We start from the raw sequence: 16029 nt of genomic DNA, 5'->3' as shown, positions 1-16029 counted from the left end.
CTACCGGGCGGGCAGCGTGGCGGCCAGGACGTCGCTGAGCGCGGTCACCGGGGCGCTGTCGACGTCCGGCGGCAGGCTCACCTCGACGTAGACGGCCCGGTCGACCGCGGTCCACACCGTGGCCTCGGGATCGGTCTGGTCGACGTACCAGGTCACCCCGTTGATGGTGAACAGCCCCTCGCCGGGGACCAGTCCGGCCGGCTGCGGCACGCCGCACACGAGCACCACCGCGGGGTCCCCCCACGCGGCGGCGTAGGGGGTGTCGCTGTCGACCAGCCGGGCGGGGTCGCCGAGCAGGTCCAGGGGGAGCACCTGCATCAGCTGCGGGCAGTTCGCGTCGGCCTCGGGTGTCGGGGCCGGCACCTCGACCGGCAGCGGCGGGAGGTCCTCGGCGCGCTGCGGGCTGGTGCCGCTGCTCACGTCCGCGACCGCGCCGTCGTCGTCCGCGTCGTCCCCGCCGAGGACGGTGGTCAGCACGAGGACCACGACCAGCACCGGGACGGCGACGGCCAGCGCGAGCAGCGCCGGCCGGCGCAGCGGGTCGGGTCGCCGGTCGGGCGCGGCCCCGGGACCGGTCCCGCCGTCGGCGGGGGGAGGCTCGCTCAGCGGTCTTCAGATGTTGACGACGGGGCAGGTGAGCGTGCGCGTGATGCCGTCGACCGACTGCACGCGGGCGACGACCAGGCGGCCGAGGTCGTCGACGGTGTCGGCCTCGGCGCGGACGATGACGTCGTAGGGGCCGGTGACGTCCTCGGCCTTCGTCACGCCGGCGATCTCGCTGATCGTCGACGCCACCTGGGCGGCCTTGCCGACTTCGGTCTGGATCAGGATGTAGGCGTGGACCACGGGACGACCTTCCTCGGGCAGCACTGCCGGTGCCGGTCCGGCACCGGCGGCCGGATCGGAGCGCAACCTACCGCAGCCCCCCGGAGGGCCCGGTGACACGACCCCGTCCGCTGGTCCCGCGCGAGGACCTGGCCGACAGCGTCCGCGTGGTCGGGGAGTTCGGGGTCATCGCCCGGGTGGTCGCGCGGGCCGGGTCCGCGGCGGCCGCGGAGGTCGGACCGGGTGACGACGCCGCGGTGCTGCGCGTGCCCGACGGCCGGGTGGTGGCGACCACCGACGTGCTCGTGGAGGGCCGCCACTTCCGGCGGGACTGGTCCTCGGCCGAGGACGTGGGGCACAAGGCCGCCGCGGCCAACCTCGCCGACGTCGCCGCGATGGGCGGGGTGGCCACCGCGCTGCTGGTCGGGCTGGCCTGCCCCGCGGACACGCCCACGTCCTGGCTGGAGGGCGTGGCCGCCGGCATGGCCGCCGAGTGCGCGCCGCTGGGCGCCGCGGTGGTCGGCGGGGACACCGTGGCCGCCGCGCCCGACAGCGCCGCCGTCGTGCTGTCCGTGACCGCGCTGGGCGACCTCGGCGGGCGGGCGCCGGTGCTGCGCTCGGGCGCCCGCCCCGGCGACGTGCTGGCCGTCGCGGGGCGGCTGGGCTGGTCGGCCTGCGGGCTGGCCGTGCTGCGCCGCGGCTTCAGCAGCCCGCTGGCCGCGGTCACCGCGCACCGGCGGCCCAGCCCGCCCTACGCCGCGGGACCGGCCGCCGCCGACGCCGGCGCCACCGCCATGTGCGACGTCAGCGACGGCCTGCTGGCCGACGCCGGGCACCTCGCGACCGCCAGCGGCGTGGTGGTCGACGTCGACCGCGCGGCGCTGGTGCGCACGATGCTCGAGCCGCCGGGCCCGCTGCAGCAGGTGGCCGCCGCGCTGGGCGCCGACCCGCTCGCGTGGGTGCTCACCGGCGGCGAGGACCACGCCCTGCTGGCCACCTTCCCGGGCGGGGCCGCGCTGCCCCCGGGCTGGGTGACGGTCGGGGAGGTGCGCTCCGGGGAACCGGGGGTGACCGTGAGCGGGGAGCCGGCCGCGGAGGTCGCGACGGCGCTGGGTGCGGGGAGGACCGGGCATGTCCACTTCGGCTGAGGTCCGGCTGCGGGACGGCTCGGTCGCCGTCCTGCGCGCGGTGCCCTACGACGACCCGGTGGCCCGCGCGCTGGTCGACCGGGTGCAGCAGGAGTACGTCGACCGCTACGGCGGACCGGACGAGGCCGTCGTCGACCCCGCGGAGTTCGTGCCGCCGGCGGGGGTGTTCCTCGTGGCCGAGGTCGACGGCGTCCCCGCCGGCTGCGGCGCGTGGCGGCGGCACGCCGAGGGTGCCCCGGGCGAGGCGGAGGTCAAGCGGGTCTACGTGGCGCCGACGCACCGCCGCCGCGGGCTCGCCCAGGTGGTCGTGACCGCCCTCGAGGTGTCGGCGGCCCGTGCCGGGTACCGCGCGGTGGTGCTCAACACCGGGTACCGCCAGCCGGAGGCGGTGGCGCTGTACGAGGCGATGGGCTACGGGCCCGTCCCGGGGTTCGGCGTCTACGGCGGGGAACCCGGAGCGGTGTTCCTGGGCAAGCAGCTGGCCGGTCCGGCCGGGGAGCGGGAGGAGCAGCCGTGGGCATCGTGACGGTGTCGGCGTCCTACGGGTCCGGGGGGCCGGAGGTGGCCCCGGCGGTGGCCGAGCGGCTCGGCCTGCCCTTCCACGACCGCGCCATCCCGGCGCGGGTGGCCGGGCGCCTGGGGGTGTCGCAGGACGACGCCGAGGCCAACGACGAGCGGGTCCTGCGCGGCCTGTGGCGGCTGGTGGCCTCGCTCGGGGCCATGCCCGACCCCGTGGGCGGCGTCGTCCCGCTGCCCGCGCAGCCCGACGAGCGGGCCTACCGGGAGCAGACCGAGCGGGTGCTGCACGAGATCGCCGACGGCGCCGGCGGGGTGGTCCTCGGCCGGGCCGGCGCGATGGTGCTGCGCGACCGTCCCGACGCGCTGCACGTGCGGCTCGACGGGCCGCCCGAGGCGCGGCTGCGGGCGGCGGTGCTGCGCTACGGCCGGCCCGAGGACGAGATCCGGCAGGAGATGCAGGCCAACGACCGCACGCGCGAGGCCTACGTCCGCCACTTCTACCGGTGCGACCCGGCGGCGGCGCGGCACTACCACCTCGTCGTCGACGGGACGGCGCTGCCGCTGGAGACCGTCGTCGACCTGGTCGTGACGGCGGCGCGGGCGCGGGGGATCGGCGGCTAGCCCGGATCCCGGGCACGCGCAGGACCCCGGAGGTCGTCGACCTCCGGGGTCCTCGTCCCGTGCTGGAACGGCCCTCCTGCAGGGGCCCGCCGCGAGCCTGCGAGCGGTGGGGGGCAGGAGGGTCCTTCGACTATGCGCGGACGACCTTGCCCGCGCGGATGCACGAGGTGCAGGCGTTGATGCGGCGGCGGTTGCCCGGCGCGACCAGCGCCCGCACCGACTGGATGTTCGGGTTCCAACGGCGCGGCGTGCGGCGGTGCGAGTGCGACACCGACATACCGAAACCGGGCCCCTTGCCACAGACATCGCACACGGCAGCCACGGTGGATCACTCCCAGAAGTTCGTCAGCAAACGGCGGCGCACGGACGGCGACCGCAAGACCGTCGGCCAGTCTAACCGCTCGTCGCGCGGAGCGTCGCCGCGGCCGGGCAGCGGCGCCGGCCGGGGCGGCGCGGCCGGGGCGGTCGGTGCCCGTGGGTACCCTCCGGCCGTGCTGCAGGCGCTGGACGACGCCGCGGTCGGACAGTGGTGCCGGGCCGCGGTCGCGGCGCTGTCCGCGGGCCGCGACCAGCTCGACGAGCTCAACGTCTTCCCGGTGCCCGACGGCGACACCGGCACCAACCTGCTGCTCACCGCCGAGGCGGCCCTCACCACCCTGGAGGCGGCCGGCGCGGAGCCCGCCTGGGCGGCGCTCGCCCGCGGCGCCGTCCTCGGCGCGCGCGGCAACAGCGGCACGATCCTCGCCCAGCTGCTGCGCGGCCTCGCCGACGTCCTCGCCGGCCAGGAGCCCGCCGACGGCCCGGCACTGGCCGCCGCGCTGCAGAAGGCGGCCGACACCGCCTACACCGCGGTCGCCGACCCCGAGGAGGGCACCTTCCTCACCGTGGCCCGCTCCGGGGCCGAGACCGCGGGGGAGGCCGTGGCCGCCGGCCGCGCCGGCCTCGCCGACGTGGTCACCGCCGCCGCCGACGGCGCCCGCGCCGCGCTGGCGGCCACCCCCGGCCAGCTCGACGTGCTCCGCGACGCCGGGGTCGTCGACGCCGGCGGCGCCGGGCTGTGCCTGGTCCTCGACGCGCTGGTCGCCACCGTCACCGGGGTCGAGCCCACCCGCCCGCCGCTGCTCGCCGGCGCCCCGCGCCGCCGCGACCCCGCCCACACCCCGCACCAGCCCCCGCCCGGTCCCGGCAGCGAGGTGCAGTACCTGCTCGCCGACGCCGACGAGGCCGGTGTGGCCCGCCTGCAGTCCCGGCTCGCCGCGCTCGGCGACAGCCTCGTCGTCGTCGGCGTCGACACCCCCACCGGCCGCGAGTGGAACGTGCACGTGCACACCAGCGAGGTCGGCGCGGCGATCGAGGCCGGCATCGAGGCCGGCCGGCCGCACCGGATCGCGGTGACCCCGCTCGCCCCGGTGCTCCCCGCCGCACCCGTGCCCGGCCGCCGCGCGGTGGTCGCCCTCGTCCCCGGGGACGGCCCCGCGGAGCTGTTCACCGGAGAGGGCGTGCACGTGGTCACCGGCGGACCCGGGGGCGTCGGGGAGGACGACGTGCTCGCCGCGGTCCTCGCCTCCACCGCCACCGACGTCGTCGTGCTGCCCAACGACGCCGCGCTCACCCCCGTCGCCGCCCGGGCGGCGGCCCGCGCCCGGGAGGCCGGCCGCGACGTCGCGGTGGTCCCCACCCGCGCGCCGGTGCAGGGACTGGCCGCCGTCGCCGTCGCCGACTCGGCCCTGCGCTTCGGCGACGACGTCATCGGCATGGCCGAGGCCGCCGCCGCCACCCGGTGGGCCGAGGTCACCGTCGCCGGGCAGGACGCGCTCACCAGCGCCGGCCCGTGCCGCGCCGGCGACGTCCTGGGCTCGGCCGAGGGCGACGTCGTGGTGGTCGGCGCCGACCTCGCCGGCGTCGCCCGCGACCTGCTCGACCGGCTGCTGTCGGCCGGCGGCGAGATGGCCACCCTGCTGGTCGGCCCCGACCGGGCGCTGGGCGACGCGCTCTGCGCGCACCTGGCGCGGGCGCACCCGACCGTCGAGGTGGTCCGCTACGACGCGGGGGGCACGGTCCCGCTGCAGGCGGGGGTCGAGTGACGTGGCGGTGACCCTCGAGACCCCGCTGTCCCGGGTGCTCGGCCCCAAGACCGCCACGGCGATGGCCGAGTCGCTCGAGCTGCACACCGTCCGCGACCTGCTGCGCCACTACCCGCGCCGCTACGCCCGCCGCGGCGAGATGACCCGGCTCGACGACCTCCAGGTCGGCGACCGCGTCACGGTCCTGGCCCAGGTCCGCCGGGTGACCACCCGCAAGATGCGCAACCGCCCCGGCTCGCTCACCGAGGTCACCGTGGGCGACGGCGCCGGGGAGATGCAGCTGGTCTTCTTCAACCGGAAGCACGGCAACCTGCGCGAGGGTGCCTGGGGGCTGTTCGCGGGCACCGTCGGCGAGTACCGCCGCACGAAGCAGTTCGCCCACCCCGACTTCCACCTGATCACCGGCGACGACGACGAGGACTGGGCCCGCGCCCTCATCCCGATCTACCCCGCCACCAAGGACGTCTCCAGCTGGGTGGTGCAGAAGTCGGTGCGGCTGCTGCTCGACGCCTCGGGCGGCTTCGGCTTCGTCGAGGACCCGCTGCCGGAGGACCTGCGCGCCCGGCACGGGCTGCCCAGCCTCCCGGCCGCCCTGCTCGACGTGCACCGCCCGACCTCGCAGGACGACGTCGACCGCGCCGCCGAGCGGCTCAAGTGGGACGAGGCGCTCACCCTGCAGCTGGTGCTCGCCGCCCGGCGCCGCGCCGCCGCGCTGGAGCCCGGCACCGCCCGCCCGCGCCGCGGCGGCGGCCTGCTCGACGCCGTCGACGCCGCGCTGCCGTTCGAGCTCACCGAGGGCCAGCGCGCGGTGGGGGAGGAGCTGGCCGCCGAGCTCTCCCGCGACCACCCGATGCACCGGCTGCTGCAGGGCGAGGTCGGCTCGGGCAAGACGGTCGTCGCGCTCCGGGCGATGGCGCAGGTGGTCGACGCCGGCGGGCAGGCCGCGCTGCTGGCGCCCACCGAGGTGCTGGCCGCCCAGCACGCCCGCAGCATCGCCGCGATGCTCGGCCCGCTCGCCCGCGCCGGCGAGCTCGACGGGGACCCGGCGGGCACCCGGGTGGTGCTGCTCACCGGCTCGCTCAGGGCCGCCGCCCGCCGGGAGGCCCGCGCCGCGGTCGCCGACGGCAGCGCCGGCATCGTCGTCGGCACCCACGCGCTGCTGCAGGAGGGCGTCGACTTCGCCGACCTCGGCCTGGTCGTCGTCGACGAGCAGCACCGCTTCGGCGTCGAGCAGCGCGACGCCCTGCGCGCCAAGGGCAACCGCCCGCCGCACGTGCTCGTGATGACCGCCACGCCCATCCCGCGCACGGTCGCCATGACCGTGTACGGCGACCTGGAGACCTCGGTGCTGCGGCAGCTGCCCAGCGGCCGCGGCGGGGTGGCCAGCTCCGTCGTCCCCGCCAGCGACAAGCCGGCCTGGCTGGACCGGGCCTGGGAGCGGCTGCGCGAGGAGGTCGCCGCCGGGCGGCAGGCCTACGTCGTCTGCCCGCGCATCGGCGACGACGACACCGGCACCGCCGAGACCGACGCCCCCGACGACGCCGACGGCGCCCCCGAGGAGACCCCGGGCGGCGACCGGCGCCCGCCGCTGGCCGTGCTCGACGTCGCCGAGGCGCTGCACGAGGGCCCGCTGGCGGGGCTGCGGCTGGCGGTGCTGCACGGCCGGATGACGCCCGAGGCGAAGGAGGCGACGATGCGGGCCTTTGCCGCCCGCGAGGTCGACGTCCTGGTGGCCACCACCGTCGTCGAGGTCGGCGTCGACGTGCCCAACGCCACCGTCATGGTCGTCATGGACGCCGACCGCTTCGGCGTCAGCCAGCTGCACCAGCTGCGCGGCCGGGTCGCCCGTGGCAAGCACCAGGGGCTGTGCCTGCTGGTGACCGAGCTGCCGCTGACCACGGCCACCGGGGCGCGGTTGACCGCGGTCGCCTCGACCTCCGACGGCTTCGAGCTGGCCCGGGTGGACCTCGAGACGCGGCGGGAGGGCGACGTCCTCGGCGCCGCGCAGTCGGGCCGGCGGTCGAACGTCAAGCTGCTGTCGTTGCTCGAGGACGAGGAGCTCATCGCCGCCGCCCGGACCGAGGCCGCCGCGCTGCTGGCCACCGACCGCGGGCTGGCCGACCACCCCGGGCTGGCCGCCGAGGTCGCCGCGCTGGCCACCGACGAGCGCGCGACCTACCTCGAGAAGGCATGACGCGGCTGATCTCCGGCGCGGCCGGGGGACGGCGGCTCAGGGTGCCGCCCAGCGGCGTGCGGCCCACCGGCGACCGCGCCCGCGAGGGCCTGTTCAACAGCCTCGGCACGCTGCTCGACCTCGAGGGCGCCGCCGTGCTCGACCTCTACGCCGGCTCCGGTGCGCTCGGCCTGGAGGCGCTGTCCCGCGGCGCGGCGCAGGTCGTGCTGGTGGAGAACGGCCCCCGGGTGCTGCCGGTGCTGCGCGCCAACGTCGCCGCCGTGGGGCTGCCCGGCGCCCGGGTGGTGGCCGGGCCGGTGCGCGGCGTCCTGTCCGGTCCGCCGCCGGCCCGCTTCGACCTGGTGCTCGCCGACCCGCCGTACGCCACGCCGGCCGCCGAGGTCGACGACGTGCTGCGGGCGCTGGTGGCGGGGCGGTGGCTGGCCCCGGGTGCCGTGGTCGTGGTCGAGCGGCCCGCGCGGGAGGCGCCGGGGGAGTGGCCGACACCCCTCGAGCCGATCCGCGACCGCCGCTACGGCGAGGCGCTGCTCCGGTACGGTCGGCTCCCGTGAGGCGAGCGGTCTGTCCCGGGTCGTTCGACCCCGTCACCAACGGGCACGTCGACGTGATCACCCGGGCCGCCGCGCTCTACGACGAGCTGGTGGTGGCCGTGCTGGTCAACCCCGGCAAGGCGGGCCTGTTCACCGTCGACGAGCGCATGGAGCTGCTGCGCGAGGCGGTGGCCGAGCTGCCCAACGTCGTCGTCGACAGCTTCACCGGCCTGCTGGTCGACTACTGCCGGAGCCACGACCTGCCGGTGGTGGTCAAGGGCCTGCGCGCCGTCTCCGACTTCGAGTACGAGCTGCAGATGGCACAGATGAACCGCGAGCTGGCCGGGATCGAGACGCTGTTCGTGCCCACCGCACCGCAGGTGGGCCACCTCTCCTCGAGCCTGGTCAAGCAGATCGCCACCTTCGGCGGGGACGTGTCCCGGCTGGTGCCCAAAGGCGTGCTCGAGCGGCTGCTGACCAAGCGGGAGACCTCGTGACCGAGGTCGTCTACCGGCTCTACGAGGTCGTCGACGAGCTCAGCCGGGTCATCGAGAACGCCCGCAGCGTGCCCATGTCGGGTTCCTGCATGGTGCCGCGCGACCACCTGCTCGACCTGCTCGACGACCTGCGGGAGAACCTCCCCGACGAGGTGCACGCCGCCGGGGCGATCGTCGAGCAGCGCACCGAGATCCTCGAACAGGCCCAGGCCGAGGCCGAGCAGCTCACCGGCCGCACCCGCGAGGAGGCCGACCGGCTCGTGGCCGCCGCCCGCCGGCAGCGCGAGGAGGTCCTCGGCTCCGCCCGCCGGCAGCGCGACGAGGTCCTCGCCCAGGCCCAGGCCGAGGCCGACGACCTGCTCGCCCAGGCCGAGGCGGAGGCCGACCGGGTGCTCGCCGAGGCGCGTGCCCACCACGAGGCGCTGCTCGCCGACGCGCAGGCCCAGCAGGCGGAGCTGCTGGCCGCGGCCGAGGCCGAGCACGAGCGGCTGGTCAGCGAGACCGAGGTCTACCGCGGTGCGGTCCACCGCTCCGACGAGCTGGGCGCGCAGACCGTGGCCGAGGTGAACCGGATGCGCGCGGAGGTCGACGAGTACGTCGACACCCGGCTGGCCGACTTCGGCAGCACCCTCGAGCGGATGCTGCGCTCGGTGGAGAAGGCCCGCTCCACGCTGCGCGACTCCTGACAGCAGGGGTGGGCGCGCGAGGATCAGGTGACCTGATCGTCGCGTGTCCCACCGCACCGTGGGACGTCGGGTAGGACGCGCTGCGGGGAGGGAGGACGCCGGCTCCCGGTCGGCCGGACGGCGTCCCCGCGGGATCGGGTAGTCTCGGGTGCTGGTCCACCGGTGACCTCCCCGGCCGGATCCCCTCCCACCTGCGACCCGCGAGTACCGACATGCCTGCCGCACCGAACCGCCCAGGCGCCGCGTCCACCGACGCCCGGCGTCCCGCCGCCAACCCCTGGGCCGTGGAACTGCGCGAGCTCGGCCGCCGCGCGGGCTCCCTGCAGGAGCTCGACCGCACCATCCCGGCACCCGCGGGCTGGCGGCTCGAGCTCATCGGCGTGCCCGACGGCGCCCCGGTGCACCTGCGGCTTCGCCTGGAGTCGGTGATGGAGGGCGTGCTGGTCTCCGGCGACGTCGAGGTGCCGGTGCAGGGCCAGTGCGCCCGGTGCCTGGACCCGGTCGAGGACACCCTCGAGCTCGACGTCCAGGAGCTCTACGCCTACCCCGGCAGCACGACGGAGGCCACGAGCGAGGAGGACGAGGTCCGCCTCGTCGAGGGCGAGCGGATCGACCTCGAGCCGATGGTCCGCGACGCCGTCGTCCTGGCCCTCCCGCTCTCGCCCACCTGCACCGAGGACTGCGCGGGCCTGTGCTCGGGCTGCGGCCAGCGCCTCGACGACCTCCCGGCCGACCACTCCCACGAGCTGGTCGACCCCCGCTGGGCCGGCCTCGCCGGCCGTTTCACCACCGGAGCGGTCACCGACCGTCCGGACGACCCTGAGGAGAACTGACCGTGGCCGTCCCGAAGCGGAAGATGTCCCGCGCCAACACCCGCGCCCGCCGGTCGCAGTGGAAGGCGAGCGCCCCCACGCTCACCCCCTGCCCCAACCGCGCCTGCGGTCAGCTCAAGCCGCCGCACCAGGCCTGCCCGAACTGCGGCCAGCACGCCGGCCGCCAGGTCCTCTCGGTCTGACCCGGCTCCTCGTGGGCAGCGCCCCTCCCCGCACGGCAGCCGTCCCCGACGGCGGCTCGCCGGCGGGACAGGCGCACGCCGACCGCGCGGCCGCCTGGCTGCTCGACGCCCTCGGCGTCGAGCTGCCCGGCGGCCTGCTGGCGTTGGCGCTGACGCACCGCTCCTACGCCTACGAGCACGGCGGCCTGCCGACCAACGAGCGCCTGGAGTTCCTCGGCGACTCGGTGCTCGGCCTGGTCGTCACCGACGAGCTCTACCGCAGCCAGCCCGACCTGCCCGAGGGCCGGCTGGCCAAGCTGCGCGCGTCGGTGGTCAACATGACCTCGCTGGCCGGCGTCGCCCGCCGGCTCGGCGCCGGCGGACTCGGGCCGCACCTGCTGCTCGGCCGCGGTGAGGAGACCACCGGCGGCCGCGAGAAGGACTCCATCCTCGCCGACGCGCTCGAGGCGCTGATCGGCGCGCTGCACCTGGGTCTGGGGCTGGACACAGCGGCCGCGATCGTGCACCGGCTGTTCGACCCGCTGCTGGTCGAGTCCGCCACCCGCGGCGCCGGCCTGGACTGGAAGACCAGCCTGCAGGAGCTCGGCGCCGCCCACGGCCTGGGCGCACCGGTCTACGCCGTCGCCGACGAGGGTCCGCCGCACGCCAAGGTGTTCACCGCGGCGGTGTCGCTGGCCGACGTCGTCCGCGGCCGCGGGACCGGGCGCACCAAGAAGGCCGCCGAGCAGGAGGCCGCCGAGGCCGCCTGGCGCGCCCTGTCGAACGGGCGGGAGACCGCCGACGACGCCGGGGCCTGACCCGTGCCCGAGCTGCCCGAGGTCGAGGTGGTGCGGCGCGGCCTGGCGCGCTGGGTCGCCGGGCGCACCGTCGCCTCCGTCGAGGTGCACCACCCCCGCGCCGTCCGCCGCCACCTCGAGGGCACCGAGCACTTCGTGGGTGCGCTGACCGGCCGCACCCTCACCGCCGCCCACCGCCGCGGCAAGTACCTGTGGCTGCCGCTGGCCGAGCCCGACGGCACCGCCTCGGGGCGGGCGCTGGTGGCCCACCTGGGCATGAGCGGCCAGCTGCTGGTCGAGAAGCCCTCCCAGCCCGACGAGTCGCACCTGCGCGCGCGGTTCACCTTCACCGACGGCGGCCGCGAGCTGCGCTTCGTCGACCAGCGCACCTTCGGCGGTCTGGCCGTGGAGGACGCACCGGACGGTGAGGGCGTCCCCCCGCGGGTGGCGCACATCGCCATCGACCCGCTGGACCCCTCCTTCGACGAGTCCGGGTTCAGCGCCGCGCTGCGCCGCCGGCGGACCGAGGTCAAGCGCGCGCTGCTCGACCAGACGCTCGTCGGCGGCGTCGGCAACATCTACGCCGACGAGGCGCTGTGGCGCGCCCGGCTGCACGGCACCCGCCCGACCGACCGGCTCACCCGCGCGCAGGTCGCCGATCTGCTCGACGGCGTGCGCAGCGTGCTCGGCGAGGCGCTGGCGCAGGGCGGGACGTCGTTCGACTCGCTCTACGTCGACGTCAACGGGCAGAGCGGCTACTTCTCCCGCTTCCTCGCCGTCTACGGGCAGGTGGACCGGCCCTGCCCGCGCTGCGGGACGCCGATCGTGCGGGAGTCGTTCATGAACCGGTCGAGCTACAGCTGCCCGCAGTGCCAGCCGCGCCCCCGCGCGAGGCGGTCGTGAGCGACGCCGTCCGGGTGCACGCGCTCGTCTCCGGGCACGTGCAAGGCGTGGGCTACCGCTGGTTCGTGCGCGGCCTGGCCGACGCCGCGGGCCTGGCGGGCTGGGCGCGCAACCTGCCCGACGGCCGCGTCGAGGTGGAGCTGGAGGGGCCCGCCGACGACGTGCGCGCCGTCGTCGCCGCGCTCGAGGGGCCGCGCGCCCCCGGCGCGGTCACCGGAGTGGTGCAGGAGGAGCGGCCGCTGAGCGGGGGACGCGGGTTCACCACGGGGTGACCAAGACGACATCCGCCCGACACGGGAGGACTGCGTCCTTGGCGTTGACCTGCGTGTCCGGTGCTGTCACCCTGGTGGTACCGAGCCCGCGCCGACCGACGTCCCGGGGCGCCGGGCAACCCCCACGAGCTGTGAGAGGCCGTTTCGCCATGGCCAAGGCCCTGTTCGGTTCCGTCGTGTCCGGTGCGGAGCTCCGCGTACTCGAGGAGAACGCGGTGCTGCGGGCCAAGGTGCGCCGTCTGGAGCAGGAGCTGGCCGAGCTGCGGTCGCAGCGGGACGCCGCCATCGCGCACGAGCTGCTCAGCCTGGCCGGCGACAACGCCGAGCCCGCCCTCGCCTAGTAACTCGGCCCCGTCGACGGGGTCCTGCGCGTGCACCTCTCCAGCCTGACGCTCAAGGGCTTCAAGTCCTTCGCGTCCCCGACGACGCTGCGCCTCGAGCCCGGCATCACCGCCGTCGTCGGCCCGAACGGGTCGGGCAAGTCCAACGTCGTCGACGCCATCGCCTGGGTCCTCGGCGAACAGGGCGCCAAGAGCCTGCGCGGCGGCAAGATGGAGGACGTCATCTTCGCCGGCACGGCCGGCCGCCCGGCGCTGGGCCGGGCCGAGGTGACGCTGACCATCGACAACGCCGACGGCGCCCTGCCGATCGACTACACCGAGGTCTCGGTGACCCGCCGGATGTACCGCTCCGGCGAGAGCGAGTACGAGATCAACGGCGACAAGGTCCGGCTGCTCGACGTCCAGGAGCTGCTCAGCGACGCCGGCATCGGCCGGGAGATGCACGTCATCGTCGGCCAGGGCCAGCTCGACGCCGTCCTGTCCGGCCGCCCGGAGGACCGCCGCGCCTTCATCGAGGAGGCCGCCGGCGTCCTCAAGCACCGCAAGCGCAAGGAGAAGGCGCTCCGCAAGCTCGACGGGATGCAGGCCAACCTCGACCGGCTGGCCGACCTGACCGCGGAGCTGCGCCGCCAGCTCAAGCCGCTGGGCCGGCAGGCTGAGGTCGCCCGCCGCGCCGCGGGTGTGCAGGCCGATCTGCGCGACGCCCGGCTGCGGCTGCTCGCCGACGACCTCGTCGGGCTGCGGGATGCGCTGGAGAAGGACGTCGCCGACGAGACCGCCGCCCGCGCCCGCCGCGCCGTCGTCGAGGGCGAGCTGGCCGAGGTGTCCCGCCGGCAGGGCGCGCTGGAGGCGGCGCTGACCGCCGACGCCCCGCGACTGGGGGCGGCGCAGGACACCTGGTACCGGCTGTCCGCGCTCACCGAGCGCTTCCGCGGCGTCGCCCAGCTGGCCGCCGAGCGGCACCGCCACCTGTCCGCGGCCGGCCCGGCGGGCACCGGCGGCCGCGACCCCGAGCAGCTCGAGGCCGAGGCCGACCGGGTCGCGGCCACCGAGGCCGAGCTCGCCGACGGGCTGACGGCCGAGCGCGGCCGGCTGTCCTCCGCCGTCGCGGCGCGGGCCGGGCTCGACGAGGCGCTGGCCGCCGAGGAGCGCGCCTGGGTGGCCGCCACCCGCGCCCTCGCCGACCGCCGCGAGCGGCTGGCCCGGCTGTCCGGCGAGGTCGCCGCCGGGCGCTCGCGCGCCGCCGCGGGGCAGGCCGAGGTCGAGCGGCTGGCGCAGGCCGCCGGTGAGGCCGCGGCGCGCGCCGAGGCCGCGCGGGCCCGGCTCGACGAGCGCCGCGCCGGGGTCGCCGACGTCGACGACGAGGACGTCGCGCTGGTCACCGCGCACGGCGACGCCGTGGCCGCGCGGACCGCCGCCGCCCGCGAGGTCACCGAGCTGGCCGACGCCGAGCGCGCCGCCGAGCGCGACCGCGCCTCGTGGGCGGCCCGCCGCGACACCCTGGCCCAGGGCCTGGCGCCCGCCGACGGTGCCGCCGCGGTGCTCGCCGCGGGCGCGTCGGGCGCGCTGGCCGGCGTCCTCGGGCCGGTCGCCGAGCTGATCACCGTCGCGTCCGGCGCCGAGGTGCCGCTGGCGGCGGCGCTGGGCGGGCTGGCCGAGGCGCTCGCCGTCGCCGGTGTCACCGCCGCCGCCGACGCGCTGGCGCACCTCCGCGACGTCGGCGGCGGCCGGGCCGGGCTGCTGGTCACCGGCGGCCCGGCGCCGGCCGGACGGGAGGGGTGGCCGGCCCTGCCCGACGGCCCGCGCTGGGCGGTCGACCTGGTCGAGGCGCCTCCGGAACTGCGGCCGGCGCTCGCCCGGGCCCTCGACCGCGTCGCCGTCGTCCCGACCCTCGGCGCCGCCGCCGCGCTGGTGACCGCGCACCCCTCCGTCCGGGCGGTCACCGCCGACGGCGACGTCGTGGGCGCCGACCGGGCCTCCGGCGGGGCCGCCGAGGCGCCGTCGAACCTGGAGGTGCGGGCGCGGGTCGAGGAGGCCGAGCGCGAGCACGCCGCCGCGGCCGCGCGCGCCGCCGAGCTGGCCGACCGGCTGGCCGCGGCGCGGGAGACCGCCCGCGCCCGCTCGGCCGACGTCGACGCCGCACTCGCCGCCCGGCAGGCCGCCGACCGCAGCCGCTCGAAGCTGGCCGCCGAGCTCGCCGAGCTCGGCGCCGCCGCGCGCTCGGCCGACGCGGAGGCCGAGCGGTCGGCGGCCGCGCTGCGGCGGGCCGAGCGGTCGCTGGAGGAGTCGGCGGCCGCGCTGGCCGAGCGGGAGGTGCGCCTGGCCGCGGCCGAGGCCGCGCCGGTCGAGCAGGAACCCTCGCCCGAGCAGCGCGACCGGCTCCGGCTGGAGGTGGCCGCCGCCCGGCAGGCCGAGACCGAGGCGCGCCTGGCCGTGCGCACCGCCGAGGAGCGGGCCCGCGCGCTGTCCGGCCGCGCCGAGGCGCTGCGCCGCCAGGCCCGCCAGGAGCGGGCCGCCCGCGAGCGCGCCGCGACCGCCGCGCTGGCGCGCCGCCGGGGTGCCGAGGTCGCCGCCCGCGTGCGCGCCGGGGCCGAGGAGGCGCTCACCGCGCTGGCCGGGTCGCTCGCCCGCGCGGCCGCCGAGCGCGACGAGCTGGCCCGGCAGCGCACCGCCCGCGAGGCCGAGCTGCTCGAGGTGCGCACCCGCGTCCGCGCCGCCACGGCGGAGCTCGAGCGGCTCACCGACGAGGTGCACCGCGACGAGGTCGCCCGCGCCGAGCAGCGCCTGCGCATCGAGGCGCTGGAGGAGCGGGCCGCCGAGGAGTTCGGCGTGGACCTGCCCACGCTGGTCGCCGAGTACGGCCCGGCCGCCCCGGTCCCGCCGACGCCGGCACAGGTGGCCGCCGCCGAGGCGGCGGGGGAGCCCGAGCCCGCGCCGGTGCCCTACGACCGCGCCGCCCAGGAGCGGCGGGCCGCCCAGGCCGAGCGCGACCTGACCACGCTGGGCAAGGTCAACCCGCTGGCGCTGGAGGAGTTCGCGGCGCTGGAGGAGCGGCACACCTTCCTCGCCACCCAGCTCGAGGACCTCCGGGCCACCCGGCGCGACCTGCTCACCGTCGTCCGCGAGGTCGACGGGCGCATCCACGACGTCTTCGCCGCCGCCTTCGCCGACGTGGCGCGCGAGTTCGAGGGCGTGTTCGCCACGCTGTTCCCCGGCGGGCAGGGCCGGCTGCTGCTCACCGACCCGGAGGACATGCTCACCACCGGCGTGGAGATCGAGGCCCGCCCGCCCGGCAAGAAGGTCAAGCGGCTGTCGCTGCTCTCGGGCGGCGAGCGCTCGCTGACCGCCGTCGCCCTGCTGGTGGCGATCTTCCGCGCCCGGCCCTCGCCGTTCTACGTGCTCGACGAGGTGGAGGCCGCCCTCGACGACGTCAACCTCGGCCGGCTGCTCACCCTGGTCGGGCAGCTGCGGGCGACGTCGCAGCTGATCGTCATCACGCACCAGAAGCGGACGATGGAGATCGCCGACGCGCTCTACGGCGTGAGCATGCGCGGCGACGGCATCACCGGCGTCATCAGCCAGCGCCTGCGCGAGCCCGAGCCCGCCTGAGGTCGGGCA

Annotated in this window: 18 protein-coding genes; 15 read left to right on the top strand and 3 right to left on the bottom strand. The window is 77.4% G+C overall.

Annotated elements, in window-relative coordinates; all coding sequences use genetic code 11:
* Entirely contained in the window at positions 1 to 486 is a 486-nt protein-coding gene (locus LY71_RS18000; protein ID WP_245888023.1) for a DUF3515 domain-containing protein, read from the bottom strand.
* Between the two features lie 126 nt (positions 487 to 612).
* Entirely contained in the window at positions 613 to 846 is a 234-nt protein-coding gene (locus LY71_RS17995; protein WP_091108133.1) for an Lrp/AsnC ligand binding domain-containing protein, read from the bottom strand.
* Between the two features lie 92 nt (positions 847 to 938).
* On the opposite strand from LY71_RS17995, the gene LY71_RS17990 reads away from it, so the two are divergent.
* The 3 genes from LY71_RS17990 to LY71_RS17980 are packed head-to-tail and all read left to right on the top strand — an operon-like array spanning position 939 to position 3113.
* Complete coding sequence (locus LY71_RS17990; RefSeq protein ID WP_106280184.1) at positions 939 to 1973, top strand: thiamine-phosphate kinase; 1035 nt, start codon at positions 939 to 941, stop codon at positions 1971 to 1973.
* Entirely contained in the window at positions 1957 to 2499 is a 543-nt protein-coding gene (locus LY71_RS17985; RefSeq protein WP_106280182.1) for a GNAT family N-acetyltransferase, read from the top strand. Before LY71_RS17990 ends, LY71_RS17985 begins: the two co-directional genes overlap by 17 nt.
* Positions 2487 to 3113, top strand: coding sequence for a cytidylate kinase-like family protein (locus tag LY71_RS17980; protein WP_106280179.1), 627 nt, complete (start codon positions 2487 to 2489; stop codon positions 3111 to 3113). Before LY71_RS17985 ends, LY71_RS17980 begins: the two co-directional genes overlap by 13 nt.
* 130 nt (positions 3114 to 3243) lie before the next feature.
* Here LY71_RS17980 and rpmB read toward each other — a convergent pair whose 3' ends face one another.
* Positions 3244 to 3426, bottom strand: coding sequence for a 50S ribosomal protein L28 (gene rpmB, locus LY71_RS17975; protein ID WP_425283681.1), 183 nt, complete (start codon positions 3424 to 3426; stop codon positions 3244 to 3246).
* Positions 3427 to 3604: 178 nt separating this feature from the next.
* Between rpmB and LY71_RS17970 the strand changes: the two genes are divergently transcribed.
* The 12 genes from LY71_RS17970 (at position 3605) to smc (ending at position 16020) form a co-directional block, all read left to right on the top strand.
* Positions 3605 to 5197, top strand: a complete 1593-nt coding sequence (locus tag LY71_RS17970; protein ID WP_106280177.1) for a DAK2 domain-containing protein — start codon at positions 3605 to 3607, stop codon at positions 5195 to 5197.
* A gap of 7 nt (positions 5198 to 5204) precedes the next feature.
* Positions 5205 to 7391: an ATP-dependent DNA helicase RecG gene (gene recG / locus LY71_RS17965; protein ID WP_245888022.1), complete on the top strand. Its 2187-nt coding sequence runs from the start codon at positions 5205 to 5207 to the stop codon at positions 7389 to 7391.
* Positions 7388 to 7942: a 16S rRNA (guanine(966)-N(2))-methyltransferase RsmD gene (gene rsmD / locus LY71_RS17960; RefSeq protein WP_106280173.1), complete on the top strand. Its 555-nt coding sequence runs from the start codon at positions 7388 to 7390 to the stop codon at positions 7940 to 7942. The genes recG and rsmD overlap by 4 nt, the downstream gene beginning before the upstream one ends.
* Positions 7939 to 8418: a pantetheine-phosphate adenylyltransferase gene (gene coaD, locus LY71_RS17955; RefSeq protein ID WP_106280171.1), complete on the top strand. Its 480-nt coding sequence runs from the start codon at positions 7939 to 7941 to the stop codon at positions 8416 to 8418. The genes rsmD and coaD overlap by 4 nt, the downstream gene beginning before the upstream one ends.
* Complete coding sequence (locus tag LY71_RS17950; protein ID WP_106280169.1) at positions 8415 to 9104, top strand: SPFH domain-containing protein; 690 nt, start codon at positions 8415 to 8417, stop codon at positions 9102 to 9104. The genes coaD and LY71_RS17950 overlap by 4 nt, the downstream gene beginning before the upstream one ends.
* 284 nt (positions 9105 to 9388) lie before the next feature.
* Positions 9389 to 9937, top strand: a complete 549-nt coding sequence (locus tag LY71_RS17945) for a YceD family protein (protein WP_245888021.1) — start codon at positions 9389 to 9391, stop codon at positions 9935 to 9937.
* A 2-nt stretch (positions 9938 to 9939) separates the two neighbouring features.
* The gene (rpmF, locus tag LY71_RS17940; RefSeq protein ID WP_075014296.1) at positions 9940 to 10119 is read left to right on the top strand and encodes a 50S ribosomal protein L32; all 180 of its coding nucleotides are present in this window, start codon (positions 9940 to 9942) and stop codon (positions 10117 to 10119) included.
* 11 nt (positions 10120 to 10130) lie between these two features.
* On the top strand, positions 10131 to 10916 hold the full coding sequence (rnc, locus tag LY71_RS17935; protein WP_106280165.1) for a ribonuclease III: 786 nt from the start codon (positions 10131 to 10133) through the stop codon (positions 10914 to 10916).
* Positions 10917 to 10919: 3 nt separating this feature from the next.
* Positions 10920 to 11798, top strand: coding sequence for a bifunctional DNA-formamidopyrimidine glycosylase/DNA-(apurinic or apyrimidinic site) lyase (gene mutM / locus LY71_RS17930; RefSeq protein ID WP_106280163.1), 879 nt, complete (start codon positions 10920 to 10922; stop codon positions 11796 to 11798).
* Positions 11795 to 12070 carry an acylphosphatase gene (locus LY71_RS17925; protein WP_245888019.1) on the top strand — a complete coding sequence of 92 codons (276 nt, stop codon included), beginning with the start codon at positions 11795 to 11797 and terminating at the stop codon, positions 12068 to 12070. Before mutM ends, LY71_RS17925 begins: the two co-directional genes overlap by 4 nt.
* A gap of 149 nt (positions 12071 to 12219) precedes the next feature.
* Positions 12220 to 12411 (top strand): hypothetical protein, encoded by a 192-nt coding sequence (locus LY71_RS17920; RefSeq protein ID WP_106280158.1) that lies wholly within the window; start codon positions 12220 to 12222, stop codon positions 12409 to 12411.
* A 30-nt stretch (positions 12412 to 12441) separates the two neighbouring features.
* Positions 12442 to 16020, top strand: a complete 3579-nt coding sequence (smc, locus tag LY71_RS17915; protein WP_106280156.1) for a chromosome segregation protein SMC — start codon at positions 12442 to 12444, stop codon at positions 16018 to 16020.
* The last annotated feature ends 9 nt before the right edge of the window (positions 16021 to 16029 follow it).

Source organism: Geodermatophilus tzadiensis, from assembly GCF_003002915.1.
Classification (GTDB): Bacteria; Actinomycetota; Actinomycetes; order Mycobacteriales; family Geodermatophilaceae; genus Geodermatophilus; species Geodermatophilus tzadiensis.
This window is presented reverse-complemented; position numbering and strand designations above follow the sequence as displayed.

Excerpts from the sequence above, each read along its gene's own strand:
- rsmD (WP_106280173.1), top strand. The coding sequence starts at position 7,388 with ATGACGCGGCTGATCTCCGGCGCGGCCGGGGGACGGCGGCTCAGGGTG.
- LY71_RS17985 (WP_106280182.1), top strand. The coding sequence starts at position 1,957 with ATGTCCACTTCGGCTGAGGTCCGGCTGCGGGACGGCTCGGTCGCCGTC.
- LY71_RS17920 (WP_106280158.1), top strand. The coding sequence starts at position 12,220 with ATGGCCAAGGCCCTGTTCGGTTCCGTCGTGTCCGGTGCGGAGCTCCGC.